At 55.3% G+C, this 22,571-nt stretch carries 15 protein-coding genes and 1 tRNA gene; 6 read left to right on the forward strand and 10 right to left on the reverse strand.

Annotated features, from left to right (window positions below; translation table 11 throughout):
* Nucleotides 1-20: 20 nt before the first annotated feature.
* Nucleotides 21-97 (forward strand) — tRNA-Pro (locus IM300_RS04700).
* Nucleotides 98-163: 66 nt separating this feature from the next.
* On the opposite strand, the gene IM300_RS04705 is transcribed toward IM300_RS04700, so the two are convergent.
* A complete protein-coding gene (locus IM300_RS04705) occupies nt 164-424 on the reverse strand; it encodes a DUF2534 family protein (protein WP_045343803.1) in 261 nt (86 codons plus the stop codon).
* A 203-nt stretch (nt 425-627) separates the two neighbouring features.
* On the opposite strand from IM300_RS04705, the gene eco reads away from it, so the two are divergent.
* Nucleotides 628-1,137: a serine protease inhibitor ecotin gene (gene eco, locus IM300_RS04710; RefSeq protein ID WP_063450349.1), complete on the forward strand. Its 510-nt coding sequence runs from the start codon at nt 628-630 to the stop codon at nt 1,135-1,137.
* Between the two features lie 42 nt (nt 1,138-1,179).
* On the opposite strand, the gene mqo is transcribed toward eco, so the two are convergent.
* Nucleotides 1,180-2,829: a malate dehydrogenase (quinone) gene (gene mqo / locus IM300_RS04715; protein ID WP_193035603.1), complete on the reverse strand. Its 1,650-nt coding sequence runs from the start codon at nt 2,827-2,829 to the stop codon at nt 1,180-1,182.
* Between the two features lie 241 nt (nt 2,830-3,070).
* Here mqo and IM300_RS04720 point away from each other — a divergent pair, with 241 nt between their 5' ends.
* On the forward strand, nt 3,071-4,312 hold the full coding sequence (locus tag IM300_RS04720) for a SulP family inorganic anion transporter (RefSeq protein ID WP_131636564.1): 1,242 nt from the start codon (nt 3,071-3,073) through the stop codon (nt 4,310-4,312).
* Here IM300_RS04720 and mgtE read toward each other — a convergent pair.
* The 6 genes from mgtE to IM300_RS04750 form a co-directional block, all read right to left on the reverse strand.
* Nucleotides 4,275-5,711 (reverse strand): magnesium transporter, encoded by a 1,437-nt coding sequence (gene mgtE / locus IM300_RS04725; RefSeq protein ID WP_193035524.1) that lies wholly within the window; start codon nt 5,709-5,711, stop codon nt 4,275-4,277. The two genes, IM300_RS04720 and mgtE, sit on opposite strands and share 38 nt — an antisense overlap.
* A gap of 139 nt (nt 5,712-5,850) precedes the next feature.
* Complete coding sequence (locus IM300_RS04730) at nt 5,851-7,494, reverse strand: multidrug ABC transporter permease/ATP-binding protein (RefSeq protein WP_063450352.1); 1,644 nt, start codon at nt 7,492-7,494, stop codon at nt 5,851-5,853.
* 76 nt (nt 7,495-7,570) lie between these two features.
* Nucleotides 7,571-8,221 carry a DNA oxidative demethylase AlkB gene (alkB, locus tag IM300_RS04735; RefSeq protein ID WP_193035526.1) on the reverse strand — a complete coding sequence of 217 codons (651 nt, stop codon included), beginning with the start codon at nt 8,219-8,221 and terminating at the stop codon, nt 7,571-7,573.
* Nucleotides 8,221-9,279: a bifunctional DNA-binding transcriptional regulator/O6-methylguanine-DNA methyltransferase Ada gene (ada, locus tag IM300_RS04740; RefSeq protein WP_193035605.1), complete on the reverse strand. Its 1,059-nt coding sequence runs from the start codon at nt 9,277-9,279 to the stop codon at nt 8,221-8,223. Before ada ends, alkB begins: the two co-directional genes overlap by 1 nt.
* Nucleotides 9,280-9,351: 72 nt before the next feature.
* Nucleotides 9,352-10,407: an FAD:protein FMN transferase ApbE gene (gene apbE, locus IM300_RS04745; protein WP_131636560.1), complete on the reverse strand. Its 1,056-nt coding sequence runs from the start codon at nt 10,405-10,407 to the stop codon at nt 9,352-9,354.
* A 114-nt stretch (nt 10,408-10,521) separates the two neighbouring features.
* Nucleotides 10,522-11,613 carry a porin OmpC gene (locus tag IM300_RS04750; protein WP_063450356.1) on the reverse strand — a complete coding sequence of 364 codons (1,092 nt, stop codon included), beginning with the start codon at nt 11,611-11,613 and terminating at the stop codon, nt 10,522-10,524.
* 744 nt (nt 11,614-12,357) lie between these two features.
* Here IM300_RS04750 and rcsD point away from each other — a divergent pair.
* Together rcsD and rcsB are read left to right on the forward strand one after the other, a co-directional pair.
* The gene (rcsD, locus tag IM300_RS04755) at nt 12,358-15,030 is read left to right on the forward strand and encodes a phosphotransferase RcsD (RefSeq protein ID WP_063450357.1); all 2,673 of its coding nucleotides are present in this window, start codon (nt 12,358-12,360) and stop codon (nt 15,028-15,030) included.
* 16 nt (nt 15,031-15,046) lie between these two features.
* Nucleotides 15,047-15,697, forward strand: coding sequence for a response regulator transcription factor RcsB (gene rcsB, locus IM300_RS04760; protein ID WP_003859405.1), 651 nt, complete (start codon nt 15,047-15,049; stop codon nt 15,695-15,697).
* Between the two features lie 82 nt (nt 15,698-15,779).
* Here rcsB and rcsC read toward each other — a convergent pair whose 3' ends face one another.
* Nucleotides 15,780-18,626, reverse strand: coding sequence for a two-component system sensor histidine kinase RcsC (rcsC, locus tag IM300_RS04765; RefSeq protein ID WP_102750732.1), 2,847 nt, complete (start codon nt 18,624-18,626; stop codon nt 15,780-15,782).
* 134 nt (nt 18,627-18,760) lie between these two features.
* Nucleotides 18,761-21,397, reverse strand: coding sequence for a DNA topoisomerase (ATP-hydrolyzing) subunit A (gene gyrA, locus IM300_RS04770; RefSeq protein ID WP_112791567.1), 2,637 nt, complete (start codon nt 21,395-21,397; stop codon nt 18,761-18,763).
* Between the two features lie 146 nt (nt 21,398-21,543).
* Here gyrA and ubiG point away from each other — a divergent pair, with 146 nt between their 5' ends.
* A complete protein-coding gene (ubiG, locus tag IM300_RS04775) occupies nt 21,544-22,272 on the forward strand; it encodes a bifunctional 2-polyprenyl-6-hydroxyphenol methylase/3-demethylubiquinol 3-O-methyltransferase UbiG (RefSeq protein ID WP_063868243.1) in 729 nt (242 codons plus the stop codon).
* Nucleotides 22,273-22,571: the final 299 nt, after the last annotated feature.

A 22,571-nucleotide genomic window follows, 5' to 3' on the forward strand; every position in this document is an offset into this window, starting at 1 on the left:
GTAGTATTCCTTTTATGCGTCGGCACGTAGCGCAGCCTGGTAGCGCACCGTCATGGGGTGTCGGGGGTCGGAGGTTCAAATCCTCTCGTGCCGACCAAAAATACACAAAAAAACCAGCCGCTTATGGCTGGTTTTTTATTGCCTGTACCCACATGCAGTAAGGTCAGTGCTTCTCACGCCCACCGAGAAAGAAAATCCCCAGCGGAATCGCAAGCAGGACGGTGAACACCAGACTGTAAACAAAGATCATCGCCGATTGCAGGACAAACATGCTGGTTGTCCACGCAGAGAGCGGAATGTTGTACTGCTCGATCACACCGACAATGGTTGCGCGCCCCACGCATGCGGCAGCAATCATAAATACAACCAGTAACGCCAGCAGGAACTTGCGGCCTTCAGGTGTCTTCAGTTTTTCCCCTACCATCTCTCCTCCCTTTACAGATAAATAACAATAATTAACGCGTAAAATAACACGATCGCCGCCCCGACTCCAACGCAGCATTAAACACCACAAAAAGAACACTAAAGCAGTGTATTACTCCATTTAAATTGAAAAAATGAGTAAATTGCGCCAACCATTCACGTACATTATGTTAGTCTTTCCCGGATCGTTTTGACAAAAAAGGAATGACAGTGAAAAACGCACCTAAATTTGCCATCGCCCTCCTCGCCGCTGCGTGCGCCAGCACCAGCGCTTTTGCCAGCGAAACCCAGAAAGAGCAGCCGCTGGAAAAAGTTGCCCCGTATCCGCAAGCGGACAAAGGGATGAAGCGCCAGGTTATTCAGCTCCCGGCCCAGCAGGATGAAGCAAATTTCAAAGTTGAGCTGTTAATCGGCCAGACGCTGGAAGTGGACTGCAACCAGCATCGTCTGGGCGGCAAGCTGGAAAGCAAAACGCTGGAAGGCTGGGGTTATGACTACTATGTCTTCGACAAAGTAACGTCACCGGTCTCTACCATGATGGCGTGTCCGGACGGCAAGAAAGAGAAGAAATTTATTACCGCGTATCTGGGTGATAACAGTCTGCTGCGCTATAACAGCAAGCTGCCAATTGTCGTCTATACGCCGGAAAACGTAGATGTGAAATATCGCGTGTGGAAGGCAGATGAGACTGTCGGGCAGGCGGTAGTTCGTTAAAAAAAAGCCGGGTGGCGCTCACGCTTACCCGGCTTTTTTACGCTACAGCGCGATATCCGCAACCGGCTTGTTTTCTGCCTGTGGCTTCAGCTCCGCCTTTGGCGCCGCATCCGCAGCCTGCGGCTTGACGTATTGCAGTTGCAGAACGCGGCTGGTGTATTCCAGCTCTTGCTCCGTGGCGTCAACGTTACCGTTCAGCTTCGTACCGTAAGATGGAATAATGGTTTTCAGCTTCGCCTGCCATTCCGGGCTGGACACTTTATCCTTAAACACTTTTTCCATCAGGTGCAGCATGATTGGCGCAGCGGTAGACGCACCCGGGGATGCCCCCAGCAGCGCGGCAATGGTGCCATCCTTATCGCTCACCACTTCGGTACCCAGACGCAGTACGCCGCCCTCTTTCGGATCGCGCTTGATGATCTGTACACGCTGACCCGCCTGCCAAAGACGCCAGTCTTCTTTCTTCGCCTGCGGATAGTACTCTTTCAGCGCCTCGAAGCGTTCGTCATCAGAAAGCATCACCTGGCTAATCAGGTATTTCACCAGATCAAAGTTATCCAGCCCAACGTCCATCATAGGTTTGACGTTCGACGTCGTGGTCGCGCTCAGCAGATCCCACAGGGAACCGTTTTTCAGGAACTTGGTAGAGAAGGTAGCGAACGGCCCGAACAGCACCACGCGCTTACCGTCCAGCATACGGGTGTCGATATGGGGAACGGACATCGGTGGCGCGCCAACGGAGGCCTGACCGTACACTTTAGCCAGATGACGGTTAACCACTTCCGGGTTTTCCGACACCAGGAACTGGCCGCCGACCGGGAAGCCCGCGTAGTCGTCAGCTTCCGGAATACCGGACTCCTGCAACAGTTTCAGCGCTGCACCGCCCGCACCGATAAACACGAACTTCGCCTTAATGACATGCTCGGCTTCGTTGTTTTTCAGATCGGCAACGGTCACGCTCCAGCTGTTATCCGCGTTGCGCTTGAAACCACGCACTTCGGAGCTGAGTTGCAGGTTGAAGTTCACTTTTTTCTTCAGAGAGGCCACCAGCTGACGGGTGATTTCACCGTAGTTAACGTCAGTACCAATTTCAGTGCGGGTCGCCGCCACTTTCTGGTTTGGATCGCGTCCTTCCATGACCAGCGGTGCCCACTCTTTGATTTGAGCGTGATCTTCAGAGTATTTCATCCCGCGGAACAGCGTGCTCTGTTGCAGGGCAGCGTAACGCGCGCGCAGGAAATTGACGTTTTGATCGCCCCACACAAAGCTCATGTGCGGTACGGTGTTGATGAAGGAGTGCGGATTGTGCAACACGCCGCTGTTCACCTGGTGAGACCAGAACTGGCGTGAGATCTGGAACGCTTCGTTGATCTCTACCGCCTTCTCGATACTAATGGAACCGTCCTTTTTCTGCGGCGTATAGTTCAGTTCCATAAGTGCCGAGTGCCCCGTCCCGGCGTTATTCCAGCCGTTAGAGCTTTCCTGCGCCACGCCATCAAGGCGCTCGACCATGGTCATGGACCAGTTCGGCTCTAATTCCTGAAGATACGTGCCCAGCGTAGCGCTCATGATGCCGCCACCAATTAAAAGGACATCCGTTTCCTGCTCTTTTGGTGCGTCAGCTTTCGCCGCCAGCGAGACGGCGTTCAGCCCCACGGCCAGTGAAAAGAGCACGGCAGTCATTTTTTTCATCATTTATGCCTTAGTTGAATAGTGCTTGATGCGTAGAAATTACAGGTGAAACACGCTGCGGGGGCACGGTAACAACTTTTAAATATTGTTTAAAGGTTACGAAATTATTGTAATTGTGAAATTTAATGATGGATTGTTTTTGGGGTTTTGACAGGCAGGCTGGCACCAGGCGATTTTCCTGGCTATTATGCTGCACTTTGTGATCGCGCGCACGGAAGCCTGCCCAAACTAGCGAATTCTTATGTCATTACCCCATTCGTCTGTACCCCATGAAGGCCACGTCGCCACCGTTTTACGTTCGCCTCAACGTCTGATGCGCGAAACCCTGGCCGGCGTGATTACCGCGCTGGCGCTGATCCCGGAAGTGATTTCGTTTTCCGTGGTTGCGGGCGTGGACCCGAAAGTGAGCCTTATCGCCTCCGTGGTGCTCTGCTTTGCCCTTTCCCTGCTCGGCGGGCGTCCGGCCATGGTGACCGCGGCGGCGGGCTCCGTCGCGCTGGTTATTGGTCCGATGGTTCATCAACACGGCGTACAGTACATTCTGCCTGCGGTAGTGATGGCGGGCGTGATTCAGATCCTGTTCGGCGCGCTGGGTATGGCGCGGCTGATGCGCTTTATTCCCCAGTCGGTGATGACCGGGTTTGTTAACGCCCTTGGCATTTTGATTTTCTTTGCCCAGGTTCCCCATTTCTGGAGCCGAAGCCCGCTGATTGTGGGCCTGTTCGTGCTGACGCTGCTGATTGTGCTGTGGGTGCCACGCTATATCAAAAGCGTCCCCTCCCCGCTGATTGCCATTGTGGTGCTGACGCTGTTTACCGTCACCAGCGGACAAATTCTGCCAACGGTGGGTGATGAAGGCTCCATGAGCGGCGGTTTGCCTGGCTTTACGCAACTGCTGGTGCCGCTTAACCTGGAGACGCTGAGCATCATCTGGCCGTGCGCGTTGAGTATCGCCTTCGTTGGCCTGCTGGAATCGCTACTGACGGCTAAGCTGGTGGATGAACTGACCGTGACCCCTTCAAGCAAGCGCCGCGAGAGCATTGGGTTGGGCGTAGGAAATATCATGGCCGGGTTCTACGGCGGCATTGCGGGCTGCGCGATGATTGGGCAAACCATCGTTAACGTGGAGATGGGCAAAGGCAGAAGCCGTATCTCCACCCTTGCGGCAGGCGTTGTGCTGCTGGTACTGGTCACGGCGCTCAGCGAGGTAATGGCTAAAATCCCGATGGCGGTACTGGCGGGTATTATGGCAATTGTGGCCGTCAAGACCTTTAGCTGGCATAGCGTTCAGCCCGGAACGCTGAAAAACGCGCCGGTGGCGGAAACCGTCGTGATGCTGGTGACGGTTGTGGCAACGGTTTCCACCGGTAACCTGGCGATTGGCGTGCTGGGCGGGATTGTGATGATGTTCATCCTCCCTGCCCGACTGAAGCAAAAGGCGCTGGCTACAGAAGAAAAATCGTCGCCAGTCCAAGAAAAATAAAGAAACCGCCGGTATCGGTAATAGCGGTGATCATCACGCTCGACCCCACTGCGGGGTCGCGCCCCAGACGGGTCATCGTCAGCGGGATAATCACGCCCATAATCGCCGCCACCAGCAGGTTCAGCACCATCGCCAGCATCATGACCCCACCGAGCGCCATATCATCGTACAGCCACCAGGTGATGCCGCCCATGATGCCGCCCCAGACCAGGCCGTTAATCAGCGCAACGCCCATCTCCCTGAAGATCAGCCACGAAAAATTACCCGGTTGAATATTTTCCAGCGCCAGGGCGCGAACGATCATGGTGATAGTCTGGTTACCGGTATTCCCCCCGATCCCCGCCACAATAGGCATCAGAGAAGCCAGGGCTACCAGCTGAGAAATAGTATGTTCGAAGCCGTCGATGACGCGGGAGGCCACAAACGCGGTGCATAAATTGATGGCGAGCCACGCCCAGCGCGTTTTGACGGCCTTGCCGACGGAGGCATGAACGTCATCTTCGGCGCTGATCCCACCAAGGGCTCGCAGGTCGTTATCGGTCTCTTCATAGACCACATCAACGATCTCATCGATGGTCAGACGCCCCATCAGTTTGCCCACGGAATCCACCACCGCGGCGCTCACCAGGTCATCACGTTCAAAAGTACGCGCCGCTTTTTCGGCATCGTCTTCCGGCGAAAACACCATCGGCTCGGTTTCCATCACCTCACTCACCCGCTGCTGGGTGCTGTTCAGCAGGATCGTTTTAAGCTCCAGCTCGCCGAGCAGGGTTTTGTCCCGCGAGGTGACAAACAGTTTGTCGGTGTTGTCCGGCATGCTGCCGAGCCGACGAAGGTAGCGCTGCACCGTGCCCAGGGTGACGTCCGGACGCACGGTGATAACGCCAAACTCCATGATTGCGCCGACGCTGTTTTTCTCGTAGTGCATCACCTGACGCACGCGCGCCCGTTCCTCGGCTGGCAGGGAAGCCAGCAGGCGACCGGTCAGGTTTCGCGGAAGGTGCTGTACAAGGTAGATCTGCTCGTCGATATCCAGCGTTTGCAGGGCGTCGAGAATGTCCCGGTCGCTCATCTCATCGATAAGGTCATCCCAGACGTTTTCCGACGCTTCAAGCAGCACCTGACCGCGCTCGTGATCCTGCACCAGCCGCCACAGCGCGTGGCGCTCCTCGGAAGGCAGCGCCTCCAGCGTATCCGCCAGATCCGGGGGCGGTAAATGTGCTACCAGCGCACCTACCTCAGCAATATCGTCGGCCAGCGTGCCGACATCATATTGCTCAGCCAGGGTCAGCTTACCCAATAACGTTGACGTCACCGCTTTATCGGTCGTCAGGAGCCAGATGAGGCGCGCACGCTCTTGGTCACGCTGCCTTGCGCTGTTTTTCTTTAATAACGACATTAATCATAAATCCATGAAATAGGTTGGCTTTAAGCATAGCGCGGGGATATGTAAATAAGAATAAACGGCGTGTCGGGATGGAGAAAAAATCGTCATATATGAAAAATTAACGTGCCGGGCGCACCCGGCACAATCGCACTCAGGCCGTTCGCGCCACCGCATCCCGTGACGCAGCATCGCGCTCGTCACCGGTCAGCTCGCTCAGCTTGCCGTCGCGCATCTCCAGCAGACGGTCGGCGTGAATGAAGTAGTGATCGTCATGGCTGATGGCAAAAATGGTTTTCCCCATCGCCTGCATCAGCGGCAGCAGCACCTGATAAAACTCGCGGCGGAAGTGCGGGTCCTGATCGGCTGCCCACTCGTCCAGCAGGATGATGTCGCGCTCCTCGGCCAGCGCCAGCAGCAGCGCCACGCGTTTCTTCTGCCCTTTCGACAGCCTGAGATTGAGGATTTTGCCATCCTGGAGCTCCAGCTTGTGTGACATTTGCAGGTGCGCAAGCCACTTCTCCACCAGCGCGGGATCCGCCTGCTGCCCTTCCGGACCCAGCAGCTGATCGAACAGCCAGACGTCGGTAAATACCGCCGAGAAGAGTTTGCGGTAGTCCTCCGGTTTCTCCGCGCTCAGCGCGTTGCCATCCAGCAAAATTTCACCCGACTGCGGCTGATAGAGCCCCGTCAACAGCATCGCCAGGGTGGATTTGCCGCTGCCGTTGCCGCCGATAAGGAACAGCAGCTCGCCACGGTGAAGGGTCAGGTTTATCGGCCCCACGGAGAACGCGCTCTCCTGATAGCGGAAGGTAACGTTACGCAGCTCAAGCGTTTGCCAGTTCGGGAAAGCCTGCGGACGCGGGAACTCGGCCTTAAACGGCGCAAGGTCAAACTTCTTCAGCTTGTTAAAGGCGACCTGAGCGCTCAGCAGCGTCGGCAGTGCGCCAACGGCCGACAGCAGCGGCGTGCGTAAAAACAGCAGCGTCAGGGAGTACGTGGCCGCCACGTTGGTATCCGCCCACCCCAGGCTATTCGCCATCCAGAACACCAGGCCAATGGCGCCCAGCATCATAATGTTGGACCAGTTCACGGCGCTCAGGTGGAACGTATCGGCGCGAATAATATGATGACGATATTCGTGCGCGTCAGGAATATAGAGGTTATTGAAGATGTGCTCGGCGCGCTCGCGGTTCAGCGTCAGCTCTTTGCGCCCTTCCAGCACCGTCTGGTAGTCGTTATAGAGCTTGTCTTCCGTTTCGCGCAGCACCGCCATGTGCTTATAGACACGGGAGACCAGCAGGAACCCGCCCCAGATGGTGATCGCAATCCACAACGCCGTCACGGCCAGCATTTTGCTGGAGAGCCAGGCGAGATAGGCCGCCGAGCCAAAGGTCAGGATGATCCCCTGCACCAGCTCCGGCAGACGTACAAACGCGATGGTAATGGCGCGCACGTCGCTGGTCAGCCCCGCCAGCAGAGAGGCGCTTCCCAGCTGTTCGATGCGCTCAACCTGGGTGTCGAGAATACGTTTGATGAACTCACTGCGCAGACGGAAAACGAAATGGTGGCCGAGCGCGGTCAGCGCCAGCTGCGATCCGAGCGTGACCGCCATCAGCAGCAGCAGTAATCCCAGAAATTCCGGCAGGACGGAGAGTGACGTATCGACCATTTCGATCAAACGCACGTTAATGAAGGCAATCAGGCCAATCCCCAGCGCCGCGCTGGCAAGGCTTAGCGCCATTACCGCGATGAAAGGCCAGCGGTACTGCCGCCAGACAAGAAGAAGTAGTTGCATGCAGAGCAATCCGGACAAGAAAAATCAGCCAGCAGTGTAAACTGCCTTTCACACACATCAAGAATAATTCTTATTTTTATTCTCTGTACGCTGCCTGCCGGAACGTAAGGTTGTAGCGAAACGCCCCCGCCACCGGGTGTTCGCCATTTTTAAGCGGCTGAATACCATGGTAAAAAAGCCGTGACTCACCGCCCCAGACCACCACATCGCCATGCTCCAGCATCAGCCGTTTTAGCGGGTCGTTGCGCCGCAGCCCGCCAAACTGAAAGACAGCGGGCAGCCCAAGGGATACCGAGACAATCGGCGCGCGCAGATCCGGCTCGTCCTTATCCTGATGCAGGGAGAGTTTTGCCCCGACGGCGTAGCGGTTGATGAGACAGGCGTCGGGTCGAAAATCAGGATAGCCTGCCGCGACGGCGGCATCATGGCACAGCGCCTGAAACGCCTCCGGCATTGGTGGCCACGGCTGCCCCGTCAGCGGATCGTTCGGCGCATATAAATAGCCCCGCGCATTCGTCGCCCATCCCAGTTCGCCGCAGTTGGTCATCGCCACGGACATGGTATACCCGCCCGGCGTGACCATATGGCGAAACGGCGAACGGGCGGTGACGGCATCAATACCGTCGAACAGCGCCGCCGCGCGGGAAAGCGCGAAGCGTCTCAGGATCGTCGCCCCCGGCGCGAGCGGCTCCTGCCAGGGTTCAGCCTCCGCAAAAAGATCGAGCATTATCCCTCCTGTTTATTCGCCTCACGTTTTAATAATAGTACCTTACGCGCTGCCCCCCAGCGATAGCCCGAGAGCGCACCGTCGTTACGCACCACGCGGTGACAGGGGATCACGATCGCCAGTTTATTGGCGCCGCAGGCCCCCGCCACGGCGCGCACGGCGTTGGGTTTGCCAATGGCCTTTGCCACCTGCTGATAGCTTACCGTTTCACCGCAGGGGATAGCCCGTAGCGCCTGCCAGACCTGCTGCTGGAAGGCGGTACCGCGGATATCCAGCGGCAGCGTCAGGGGCATTGCGCGGCTGTCGACAGAGGCAATCACCTGACGGATCCGCCCGGCAAACGCACCTTCCATCGGTTCACGGACGGCAAGCGGAAACAGTGAAAGCAGCTCGGCCGTCAGCGCGGCGTCGTCATCCCCCAGCAGTATCGCGCAGATCCCGCGCTCGCTTTCCCCCACCAGACAGCGGCCCAGCGAGCAGTCGCTGATGGCATAGCGAACCGCGGCATCCCCGTTGCGGTATTGTCTGGCCGTCATGCCCAGCGCGCCATCGGCTTTACGGTAATAGCTGCTGCTGTCCGGGAACCCGGCGGCCAGAACGGCATCGGTGATTTTACCGCCCTGCGCCAGCGTGCTGCGCAGGCGTTGTTCGCGCGCGGCCTGCTGCCAGGCTTTCGGCGTCATGCCGGTAACGGATTTAAACAAGCGGTGGAAATGGAACGGGCTCATGGCAACCTGCTGCGCCAGCGCGTCAAGGTTCAGCGCGGCATCCTGCTCAAGCAGCCGGCAGGCCAGCGCAATACGGGCCTTTTTCTGCGCCATAGGATCGTCCTGGTCCGGCAAACAGCGCTTACAGGGACGGAAGCCCGCCAGCCCTGCCTGGTGAGCATCAGGATAGAAGCAGACATTTTTACGCAGCGCGTGGCGGGCGCGGCAGGACGGGCGGCAATAAATGCCGGTCGTCTGCACGGCAAAAACAAACTGGTTATCCGCATGAGGATCGCGGGCCAGAACGGCCTGCCAGCGATCCTCATCGGTGAGATAGGTTGTGTTTTTCATCATCGGCTCCTCTTACAAGCATACGCTTAGCCTGCCTGAACGCCACCGAACAAAAACCCGCAACCTTGCTTTTTAATTTTTCTCGCTTACCAGGAAGCTGTTGAACTGCGGTGAACTCCAGGTTTTAAACCCGTCAGCCTCTTTGGTGATCATATAGACGGCCAGCCCTTCCTGGCGCACCACCTCTTTGGCTTTCTCCGTGCCGAGCACCATCAGTCCGGTATCCCAGGCGTCCGCTTCCAGCGCAGTTGGGGCTATCACCGTAACGGATACCAGATTGTGGGTAATGGGGCGTCCGGTTTGCGGATCGATAACGTGCGAAATACGTTTGCCGTCCAGTTCGTAATAGTTGCGGTAGCTGCCGGAGGTGCTGATACCGTGCCCGTTGATGTCGACAATCGCCTGCACCGCGTTCTGCTGGTCGGTTGGTTTCTGGATAGCCACCCGCCAGGGCCTGCCGCTGGCGTTCATGCCCCGGCTGACGAGCGCGCCACCTACGGAAACCAGGTAACGGGGAATGCCTTCCTGCGCCATCAGGGCCGCAAGATGGTCCGCCGCATACCCCTCGCCTACCGTAGAGAGATCCACAAACAGATCGGGAATATCCTTTTGCAGGTATTGCTGACCGTACTGGCCGATCACCGAAAGATGCTGTAACCCTGTACGGGCGCGGGCGTCGTCGATGGCGGCCTGATCGGGAGTAGCCACCGGCTGTTTGTCAGGGCCAAATCCCCACAGATTGACCAGCGGCCCCACGGTCACATCCATTGCGCCGTTGGTTTTGTAGCCCACGCGCATAGATTCCGTGACGATATCGGCCATCGCTTCGCTCACCGGCCACAGCGAGGTGCTGCTGGAGCGATTGAAACGCATCAGCGCTGAGTCATTTTTATACGTCGAGAGCAGCTGATCGTCGGCATCCAGCTGCGCCTGAATTTTTCCGCGTAATTCTTCAGCGCGGGATTTATCAATATCCATCACGCTGACGCGCCAGAAGGTCCCCATGGTTTTCCCTTCCAGCACCGTCGCGGCTGGCGCCTCGATTTTTGCGGGCTGCGTAGAAGAGTCACACGCGGTCAGGAGTAAAACAGTCGCCAGAAAGCTGGCGCGCAAAAAAGTCATTTCCATTGGTTATTATCCTCATGCCAGGGCGGCAAGAGTACACTAAAACAGCGTATTTGTAAGACCCTAAAAAAGCATGAAAAAAGGGGCCTGATGGCCCCTTTGTTGCAGTATGAGCAATTAGAACTGGTAAACCAGACCCAGCGCTACGATATCGTCGGTGCTGATGCTGGTGCGGCGAGTGAAGTCGTTTTCATCCAGCAGGTTGATTTTGTAATCAACGTAGGTGGACATGTTTTTGTTGAAGTAGTAAGTCGCGCCCACGTCAACATACTTCAGGATATCCTGATCGCCATAGCCTTCGATGTCCTTACCTTTAGATTGCAGGTAAGCCACGGATGGACGCAGACCGAAGTCGAACTGATACTGAGCAACCACTTCGAAGTTCTGTGCTTTGTTAGCCCAGCCCTGATCGCCAACGCGGGTCGCGTTGTAGGTCTGAGAATACTGTGCAGCCAGGTAGATGTTGTTCGCGTCGTATTTCAGACCGCCGGTGTAGGTCTCAGCACGATCGCCGTTACCGAAGTAGTTTGGCGCGTTCTGGTCATCAGTACGTTTAGAACTGGTGACAGCCGTACCGAGTGCGAAGCCTTCGCCCAGATCGTAGGTCAGAGAGCCGCCGTAGCCGTCACCGTTCTGACGCAGCGCGTCACGACCGTTATTGGTCTGGCCTTCACCGCTTGGGCTGCCGTTTTTACCCTGGTACTGTAACGCAAAGTTCAGACCATCAACCAGACCGAAGAAGTCCTGGTTACGGTAGGTCGCGAAACCGTTACCGCGCTGCTGCATGAAGTTGTCAGAACCGTAGGTGTCGCCGCCGAATTCCGGCAGAACGTCGGTCCAGGAAGTGACATCGTAAACAACGCCGTAGTTACGACCGTAGTCGAATGAACCCGCATCAGCGAATTTCAGACCAGCGAACGCTACACGCGTCCATGAGTTGTTTTCGTTCTCGCCAGAGTTGCCCTGGATCTGGTATTCCCACTGTCCGTAACCGGTCAGCTGATCGTTAACCTGAGTTTCGCCTTTGAAGCCCAGACGCATGTAGGTCTGGTCGCCGTCTGCACCGTCGTCATCGGAGAAATAGTGCAGGCCATCCACTTTACCGTACAGATCTAATTTGTTGCCGTCTTTGTTATAAATTTCAGCCGCATTTGCTGCGCCTGCCACCAGCAGAGCTGGTACCAGGAGGGACAGTACTTTAACTTTCATTTTATTAACCCTCTGTTATATGCCTTATTATTTACCACTGCTTACTGGTCAACCCTCTTAACCAGTCGGCAAGTTCATTCTCCTCAAAAATGCAGAATAATCCAACAGGAATATGATACGAAAACTTTGAAGATGTTTCACTTTACCATCAAGATGTTTCAATTTGTAAATATCAAGGAACTTTCACAGAGCATCAAAAGTTTAAAAATATAGCACGGATAATCAAAACAAAAATATATCGTAAAAATTTCAATAAATTAACTTAAAAAACAGTACCGCACTGAATGACAAAAAAATTCCCTTCAACACCACTAAAATAACTCTCGCTATCATCATTAACTTTATTTATTACCGTCATTCAGTTCTGAATGTCTGTTTATCCCTAATTCAACCGGATGCTTCGCATTCGGTTTTTTTTTACCTTTCTTTACGTCAGCAGACATTTAATGTGCTACCCGCCTGTAATGATAACGACTATTAACTAAATTCAGCGTTGGCGTTTACAGAATTCTTTTTTTGTAGCCGCAATTAATTTCTTGTTAATTCGTGCTATTTTTCAGCCGTTGTGACGGCGTATTTGTACATTTGACTGGGTTTTGTACATCTTTTACCCGGATGTCGTTGAAGCGGGTTGCGACAGATAAAAAGTCAAGGTCATGCCGATAACGACGCTGGAAATTCGGTTATTACCCTTTATACTGCCCTATCCCATTACCGCGCGGCCATTACGGGTTAAACACATCAATGAGTCAGACAGAAACTACCGCCCCGAGCAAATTCTCCCTTCTACCGGGCAGCATCACCCGCTTCTTTCTTCTGTTGATCGTTGTGCTGTTAGTCACAATGGGGGTGATGGTCCAGAGCGCCGTGAACACCTGGCTTAAAGATAAAAGCTATCAAATCGTCGATATCACCCACGCGGTGCATAAGCGTATTGATACGTGGCGCTATGCGACCTGGCAAATCTACGACAATATCGCCGCCGCGCCTGCCACCTCGTCAGGCGAAGGGTTGCAGGAAACGCGCCTTAAGCAGGATGTTTATTACCTTGAAAAACCGCAGCGCAAAACTGAAGCCCTGATTTTCGGTTCGCACGACAGCGCAACGCTGGAGATGACGCAGCGGATCTCCTCCTATCTGGACACCCTGTGGGGCGCCGAGACCGTTCCGTGGTCCATGTATTACCTGAACGGCCAGGACAACAGCATGATCCTGGTCTCTACCCTGCCGCTTAAGGACCTCTCGTCCGGCTTTAAAGAGACCACCGTTGGCAGTATTGTGGATTCCCGCCGGGCAGAAATGTTGCAACAGGCCAACGCGCTGGACGAGCGCGAAAGTTTTTCTTCGCTACGCCGCCTGGCCTGGCAGAACGGCCATTACTTTACGCTGCGCACCACCTTTAACCAGCCGGGCCATCTCGCGACCGTGGTTGCCTTCGATCTGCCGATTAACGATCTCATCCCGCCGGATATGCCGCTAGACAGTTTCCGTCTGGAGCCAGACAACAGCACCCAGAATATGCGCACGCCGTCGGACAAAGAAGGCGCGGACAGCGTCGCGATCTCCTTTAATGGCTCAAAAATTGAGATTGCCTCATCGCTCAATTCAACCGGTATGCGGCTGGTGTGGCAGGTGCCTTTTGGCACCCTGATGCTTGATACCCTGCAAAACATTCTCCTGCCGCTACTCCTGAATATCGGCCTGCTGGCGCTGGCGCTGTTTGGCTACAGCACCTTCCGTTTCCAGTCGGGCCGCCAGAGCGACTCGACATCGGTATCCTCAGGAACCAGCAACGAACTGCGCGTCCTGCGTGCCTTAAACGAAGAGATTATTTCCGTGCTGCCGCTGGGGGTGCTCGTTCACGATCAGGAAGCAAACCGCACGGTCATGAGCAATAAAATTGCCGACCACCTTCTGCCGCACCTTAACCTGCAAAATATTACGGCCATGGCGGACCAGCATCAGGGCGTTATCCAGGCCACCATTAATAATGAACTGTATGAGATCCGTCAGTTCCGCAGCCAGGTCGCCTCGCGTACGCAAATCTTCATTATTCGCGATCAGGATCGCGAAGTGCTGGTAAATAAAAAGCTCAAGCAGGCGCAAAGGCTGTACGAGAAGAACCAGCACGGTCGCGCCGCGTTTATGCAAAATATCGGCGATGCTTTTAAGCAACCGCTGAAGTCACTCGCCACGCAGATTGCTGATTTAAGCACGCCGGAAAGCCGACAGCTGAGTAGCCAGGCCGACTCGCTGGTTCGTCTGGTGGACGAAATCCAGCTGGCGAATATGCTGGAGAACGACATCTGGAAGGGCACCCCGACGCTCTTCTCCATCCAGGATCTGATTGATGAGGTGGTACCGGAAGTGCTGCCGGTGATCAAGCGCAAGGGACTCCAGCTGTTGATCAACAACCATTTGCCGGCCAACGACGAGCGTCACGGCGATCGTGATGCCCTGCGCCGCATTCTGATGATGCTGATCCAGTATGCCGTCACCACGACGCAGATCGGCAAGATCACCCTTGAAGTCAGCACCGATGAATCCACCGACGATCGCCTGACGTTCCGCATTCTGGATACGGGCGAAGGCGTGACCGTCAGCGAAATCGATAACCTGCACTTCCCGTTCCTGAACGATACGCAGCGTGACCACTACGGTAAGGCGAATGCCCTCACCTTCTGGCTCTGCGATCAGCTGGCGCGCAAGCTGGGCGGCCATCTGAACATCAAGGCCCGCGAATCCCTCGGTACCCGCTACTCCTTACACGTCAAAATGGCGGCGAATCCACAGGAAGAGGATGAAGAGCGTCTGCTGGATGATGTGGTCGTGATGGTGGACGTGACCTCCAGCGAGATCCGTAATATCGTCGTTCGTCAGTTAGAAAACTGGGGCGCGTCCTGCATCACCCCGGACGAAAGGCTCGCGAGTCAAGAATTTGATCTATTTTTAACTGATAATCCGTCTAATCTTACTGCCTCAGGCTTGCTTTTAAGCGATGATGAGCCAGGCGTGCGGAAAATTGGCCCTGGGCAGCTGCGCGTCAACTTTAATATGAGCAATGCAATGCAGGAAGCTGTATTACAACTGATTGAAGAGAATCTGGCGCAGGAAGAGATCCTGGAGTCACCGTTAGGCGGCGATGAAAATGCAGAACTCCATGCCAGCGGATATTATTCGCTCTTCGTTGATACAGTACCAGATGATGTTAAGCGGTTGTATACTGAGTCCGCTGCGCAGGATTTTGCAGCGCTGGCACAGACAGCACACCGGCTTAAAGGGGTGTTTGCCATGCTTAATCTGGTTCCCGGCAAGCAGTTATGTGAAACGCTGGAACATCTAATTCGTGAGAAAGATGCCTCTGGCATTGAAAAATACATCAGCGACATTGACGCTTACGTCAAGAGCTTGCTGTAGCAAGGTAGCCTTATACATGAACAATATGAACGTAATTATTGCCGATGACCATCCGATTGTACTGTTCGGTATTCGCAAATCACTTGAACAAATCGAGTGGGTGAATGTAGTCGGTGAATTTGAAGATTCCACAGCTCTCATTAACAACCTGCCTAAACTTGATGCGCACGTGCTCATTACCGATCTCTCCATGCCTGGAGATAAATACGGTGACGGCATTACGCTCATCAAATACATTAAACGCCACTTCCCGGACATTTCGATCATTGTTCTGACCATGAACAATAACCCGGCGATCCTGAGCGCCGTTCTGGATCTCGATATTGAAGGGATTGTACTGAAACAAGGCGCACCTACCGATCTGCCAAAAGCGCTGGCGGCGCTACAGAAAGGGAAGAAATTCACCCCTGAAAGCGTCTCACGCCTGCTCGAAAAAATCAGCGCGGGTGGCTATGGCGACAAGCGTCTTTCGCCAAAAGAGAGTGAGGTTCTGCGTCTGTTCGCTGAAGGTTTCCTGGTCACTGAAATTGCCAAGAAACTGAACCGCAGTATTAAAACCATCAGTAGCCAGAAAAAATCCGCGATGATGAAGCTGGGTGTGGATAACGATATCGCCCTGCTGAACTATCTCTCTTCCGTGACGCTGAGCGCAACGGACAAAGATTGATCTTCGCTGTTTACGCCGGGTGGCGCTCGCGCTTACCCGGTACAGCCGCCGGAGAAATAAAAAAGGCCCTTTCGGGCCTTTTTTATTGTCTCGCTTTTCGTACCCGCTCCGCATACACGGATAGGGTCTGCTTCAGGACATCCAGCGTGACCGGCTTCGACAGACAGCTGTCCATCCCGGACTCCAGACAGCGCTGTTTCTCCTCCGCCAGGGCGTTGGCTGTCACCCCGACCACCGGCAGCGTCAGCCCCAGCTGTCGGATACGCTGCGTCAGACGGTAGCCGTCCATGTTAGGCATGTTCACATCGCTGAGCACAATATCAATATGGTTCTTACTTAAGACATTCAGGGCATCCACGCCATCATTGGCCGTTTTACACTGATAGCCCAGAGAGCCAAGCTGGTCTGCGAGCAGACGACGGTTAATCGGATGATCGTCGACAACCAGAATCATCATATCGTCGTTCACCGACGCCAGCTCATCAGGAGAGGCCAGCGCGGTCGCGCCATCGCTGTCCTCAAGCTGTACGCTGTAAATGCGCGCCAGCAGGCCCAACAGCTCGTGCGGTGTCGCCACGCTGTGCACCCACAGCCCAGGCGAACGCTCAATCGGAATACCGATATGGCGGCGGCAGAACATCACCACCCCGCGTCCCGCCCACGCCTGGTCTGGCTCAACGTCGGTGATCAGCATGTCATCCGCGTCCGGCGTCTGGCCTTCATAGCGTGAGACCCGCACGCCGCTGCTGGTCAGCATCGAGGTCAGGAAATCGTGTAAGGAGGCGTTGTGCACCGCCAGCCAGCAGTGCTTATCGCTCAGCCCGTCGACCGTGGCTTTCGCCGGATAGTGTGCCGAATAGAGCGGAATACGGATGGTGAACTGGCTGCCCATACCCGGCTCGGTATCGACGGAGATATCCCCGTCCATCATGCTGATCAGCTTCTCACAGATCGCCAGGCCCAGCCCGGTCCCCTGGAAGTTGCGCTGTACGCCCGTTCCCACCTGGAAGAACGGATCGAACAGGCGAACAACTTCTTTCGCCGGGATGCCGACCCCCGTGTCGCGCACGCGAATGGTCAGGTACTCCCCTGCCCGACAGACATGCAGCACAATACAGCCGATATCGGTGAATTTGATGGCGTTGCTCAGCAGGTTCGAGATGACCTGTTGCAGACGCATCGGATCGCCATGCAGCGTCAGCGGCACATCCGGCTCGATAAAGCAGTACAGCCCCAGCTGCTTGCGCACCACCAGCGGCAGATAGTTGGCGCTGATATGGTTCATCACCTCGCGCGGCGAGAACTCACGCGGTTCTATTTTCAGCTGCTCAGACTCAATTTTAGAGAAGTCGAGAATATCGCTGATGATTTTCAGCAGCAGGCTGGAGGAGTTGTTCATAGCCGTCACCAGACGGTCGACCCCTTTCGGCAGCTCCTTGGTCTGGAGCAGATCGAGGTTACCGATAATGCCGTACAGCGGCGTACGCAATTCATGGCTAACGGTCGCAAGGAACATCGACTTGGACTGACTGGCCTGCTCCGCCGCCTGCGCCATATCCTGCAATGACTCTTCCATCTTCACGCGCGCAGAAACATCCACCAGCACGCAAATCGCCACGTTTTCATTGCGGTAGCGCGAATGGACGAAGCTGATTTGCAGGTTGGTGTGGGTACTGGTCAGCACGTCCACAAAGTTAACCTGCTGACCGCAGATGATCTGCGTTAACCGCTGGCGGTCTTCGTGCGTAAGCATGTTCAGGTAGTTATGGGCAAGCTCGTTACTGAGGATATTCGTCCCGTCCTGAGTACGCAGGATACAGATCCCCACTGGTGCCGAGGCGACAATCTTACGGTTAAACTGCTCGTGCTCCTCCAGACGCTGCGCATCCGCTTCCGCCGGAATAAAGATCCGCCGCTCATACATTCTCGCCAGCATAAACAGCGCCACGCCTACCGCGATGTTCAACAAAATGGCGTTAAGGATCAGGATGCGAATGCGCTCCAGCACCTTGTCCACCGGCAGCGAGTAGACGATGCTCAGCGACGACGGCGGCAAACTTTTCTTCAGCACCAGCTCGCGGAAACCGGAGGTATAGCCAAACCATGACCGCTCCTGCATCCAGCTGGGCTCCACCTTCAGGCGGTTTTCTGGCCCGGCAAGGGAGATGAGCGGGTGGCCGTTTTCATCCAGAATGGTCACGCCCATCGGCAGGCTGCCCGGCGTGAAGAAGTTTTCCATGCGGATGGTTTGTTCAATACCCAGCAGCGCTTGCAGGCGGTTGCCGAGATAAACCGGAGTCAGGGCATAGAAATAGCCGACGCCCATGCGCGGCCCCTGGCTTATCCAGAAGATGTTGTTTCCACGCTCTTCCTGAGGCGCATTACGGTATTTCACGATGCGCTCATGCAGGCTTTTCAGCGCATCTTCGCGTTCGACGGGCATATCCCGCAGGCCGAAATCCGCCATGCAGAGGTTTTCGTTGCCAATCAGGTAGACGCGGTTCAGATCGTAGGCGGCGGAGAAGTTATCGCGCCAGTAGCGCATAAACCATGAAAGCGACTCCAGCGAGCCACGCCAGGCTTTGCCCATGGCTGAACAATCGGAGTCCGGGAAGAGCGGTTCGAAATCAGGTACTTCGGTTTTTTCATCTCGTCCACGAAGGGCCAGAATGCCGTTCTCCGCCGTCAGTCGATTTTCGGCAATATATTTAAGCTCTTTCATCACATCAGACGTGCGCTGGATATAGCGCTGGGCCTGATCCGAACTTAAGTTAAACTCCTGACGGATCTCCGCTTCTTTCTGGTGCAGCGCGTTAACGATGTAAAACACCGAGAGCAGCGCCACCAGCAACCAGAGCAGCAGCGCAAGCGCCCGAAACAGATAGCGAGAGACTTTTAGCGTGGTACGAAAGGAAACGAGGTATTTCAAAGGGGCGAGGCTCCGCCATCGGGGAAAAAAGAATGTGGTTAAGGTAGCGGTAAACGCGGCTTGTCGCAACGTTCACTTGTCTGCTTACGCAAAACAAAAGGGCCGGAAACCGGCCCTTTATGCGTCAGGAGACGTTACTCGTCAGCGTCATCCGCTGCGTCATCATCGGTGTCCGCTTCCGGGACGATTTCGTCATCCCCTTCCGCGACGCTGCCGTCGATAGAGTCGAGCTCTTCGTCATCCACCGGCTCAGCAACGCGTTGCAGGCCGACGACGTTTTCATCTTCCGCAGTACGGATGAGGATAACGCCCTGGGTGTTACGTCCCACCACGCTAATCTCAGACACGCGCGTACGCACCAGCGTACCGGCATCGGTGATCATCATGATCTGGTCCGCGTCGTCCACCTGCACCGCGCCCACAACGGAACCATTGCGCTCGGTGACCTTGATGGAGATAACGCCCTGCGTGCCGCGTGATTTGGTCGGGTATTCGCTTTCCGCCGTACGCTTACCGTAACCGTTCTGGGTGACGGTCAGGATTGCGCCTTCGCCACGAGGAACGATCAGGGAAACAACGGTGTCTTCACCCGCCAGCTTGATACCACGCACGCCGGTCGCCGTACGGCCCATGGCGCGAACGGCGTTCTCTTTAAAGCGCACCACTTTACCGGCCGCAGAGAAGAGCATCACTTCATCAGAACCGGACGTCAGATCCACGCCGATCAGTTCGTCGCCTTCGTTCAGGTTCACCGCGATAATCCCGGCAGAACGTGGACGGCTGAACTCGGTCAGTGCGGTTTTCTTCACGGTACCGCTCGCGGTCGCCATAAAGACGTTCACGCCCTCTTCGTACTCGCGTACCGGCAGGATGGCGGTGATACGTTCGTTCGCTTCCAGCGGCAGCAGGTTGACGATTGGACGTCCACGCGCGCCACGGCTCGCTTCCGGCAGCTGATAGACCTTCATCCAGTACAGACGGCCCCGGCTGGAGAAGCAGAGGATCGTGTCGTGGGTGTTAGCCACCAGCAGACGGTCAATGAAGTCTTCTTCTTTAATACGTGCCGCAGATTTGCCTTTACCGCCACGACGCTGTGCTTCGTAGTCGGTCAACGGCTGATACTTCACGTAGCCCTGGTGAGACAGGGTCACTACCACGTCTTCGCGGTTGATCAGATCTTCAATGTTGATATCAGAGCTGTTGGCCGTGATTTCGGTACGACGCTCGTCGCCGAACTGATCGCGAACCAGCTCCAGCTCTTCGCGGATCACTTCCATCAGGCGCTCTGCGCTGCCCAGGATATGCAGCAGCTCGGCAATCTGCTCCAGCAGCTCTTTGTACTCGTCGAGCAGTTTTTCATGCTCAAGGCCGGTCAGTTTCTGCAAACGCAGATCCAGAATCGCCTGGGCCTGCTGTTCAGTCAGGTAGTACTGACCGTCACGCACGCCGAATTCCGGTTCCAGCCACTCAGGACGCGCGGCGTCATCGCCCGCACGTTCCAGCATCGCCGCCACGTTGCCCAGATCCCACGGACGCGCAACCAGCGAGGCTTTCGCTTCTGCCGGGGTTGGCGCACGGCGGATCAGCTCGATGATCGGGTCGATGTTCGCCAGCGCAACGGCCAGTGCTTCAAGGATATGAGCACGATCGCGCGCTTTGCGCAGTTCAAAGATGGTACGGCGAGTCACCACTTCACGGCGGTGACGCACGAACGCGCTCAGGATCTCTTTCAGGTTCATGATCTTCGGCTGACCGTGGTGCAGCGCAACCATGTTGATACCGAAGGAGACCTGAAGCTGAGTCTGGGAGTAAAGGTTGTTCAGCACAACTTCACCCACCGCGTCGCGCTTGATTTCAATCACGATGCGCATACCGTCTTTGTCAGACTCGTCACGCAGCGCGCTGATGCCTTCAACGCGTTTTTCTTTTACCAGCTCGGCGATTTTTTCAATCAGACGCGCTTTGTTCACCTGATACGGGATCTCGTGAACAATGATGGTTTCACGGCCGGTTTTGGCGTCCGCTTCCACTTCGGCGCGGGCACGGATGTAAATCTTGCCGCGACCGGTGCGGTACGCTTCTTCAATACCGCGACGACCGTTGATGATCGCCGCCGTCGGGAAGTCCGGGCCCGGGATGTGCTCCATCAGCCCTTCAATGCTGATGTCTTCATCGTCGATGTAGGCCAGGCAGCCGTTGATCACTTCCGTGATGTTGTGCGGCGGAATGTTGGTTGCCATACCGACGGCAATACCGGACGAACCGTTCACCAGCAGGTTTGGGATCTTCGTTGGCATAACGTCAGGAATTTTTTCCGTGCCGTCGTAGTTATCAACGAAATCAACCGTCTCTTTTTCCAGGTCGGCCATCAGCTCATGGGCAATCTTCGCCAGACGGATTTCCGTATAACGCATTGCCGCGGCGGAGTCGCCGTCGATAGAACCAAAGTTACCCTGACCATCTACCAGCATGTAACGCAGCGAGAACGGCTGCGCCATACGGACAATGGTGTCGTACACCGCGGAATCACCATGGGGATGGTATTTACCGATTACGTCACCAACGACACGGGCAGATTTTTTGTAGGCTTTATTCCAGTCATTGCCCAATACGTTCATGGCGTATAGTACGCGACGGTGTACCGGCTTCAGGCCATCGCGGACGTCCGGCAGCGCACGGCCAACAATGACCGACATCGCATAGTCCAGATAGGAGCTTTTCAGCTCTTCCTCGATGTTAACCGGTGTAATTTCTCTCGCAAGGTCGCTCATCTAACCGCTATCCCTCTACTGTATCCCGGATTCAAAGGTCGCAAATTATAACACAGCCGCGGTGATACAGGTAAACCTATACGCTTTATTCACAGGGATTGCCTGATATACTCATTTGTCTTGCTAAATAAGGAGTAAAAGCGCCCATGAATGCCGAAAAATCCCCGGTGGCTCACAACGTTGACCACGAAGAGATTGCCAAATTTGAAGCGGTGGCGTCCCGCTGGTGGGATCTCGAAGGTGAGTTCAAACCTCTGCATCGTATTAACCCGCTGCGTCTGGGCTATATCGCGGAGCGTTCCGGCGGTCTGTTCGGTAAAAAAGTGCTCGACGTCGGCTGCGGCGGCGGCATCCTGGCGGAAAGCATGGCGCGCGAAGGGGCCACCGTCACCGGCCTGGACATGGGCTTCGAACCCCTACAGGTTGCCCGTCTTCACGCGCTGGAGTCCGGCGTACAGGTAGAATACGTTCAGGAAACCGTGGAAGAGCACGCGGCAAACCATGCGCACCAGTACGACGTGGTGACCTGCATGGAGATGCTGGAGCACGTTCCCGACCCGCAGTCGGTGGTGAACGCCTGTGCAAAACTGGTGAAGCCGGGCGGCCAGGTCTTCTTCTCGACCATCAACCGCAACGGCAAAGCCTGGCTGATGGCCGTGGTGGGCGCGGAATATGTGCTGCGCATGGTGCCGAAAGGGACGCATGACGTGAAGAAGTTTATCAAGCCTGCCGAACTGCTGGGCTGGGTTGACCAGACATGGCTTAAGGAGCAGCACATTACCGGCCTGCACTACAACCCGCTAACGGATAAATTCAAACTTGCCCCGGGCGTGGATGTTAACTATATGTTGCACACAACCGCCAAAAACGACTAACGTCATCCGTTATTCTTATAATGATTGCGCGACATCATGTTGCGCAATTCTGACCTCCCGTTGAAGAAATCAGCACTCGATCAAATTTTGAATTTTTTTTCTGGAATATTGACATCTCTTCCAGGCCTTATGGCACGAGGACTTAGCCTTTTTTACCCTTTCACAACCTCAATTTAACGTCAAAATCAACCCTTGTACTGAAAAGAATCCTTACTAGAATACTCACCATATAGCGTTATTCTTATCGCAAAACCCCTATATGTAGTATTTATCCACAGAGTTAGTCACAAGACGGATCT

The organism is Enterobacter cloacae complex sp. I2, from assembly GCF_014896205.1.
Classification (GTDB): domain Bacteria; phylum Pseudomonadota; class Gammaproteobacteria; order Enterobacterales; family Enterobacteriaceae; genus Enterobacter; species Enterobacter quasihormaechei.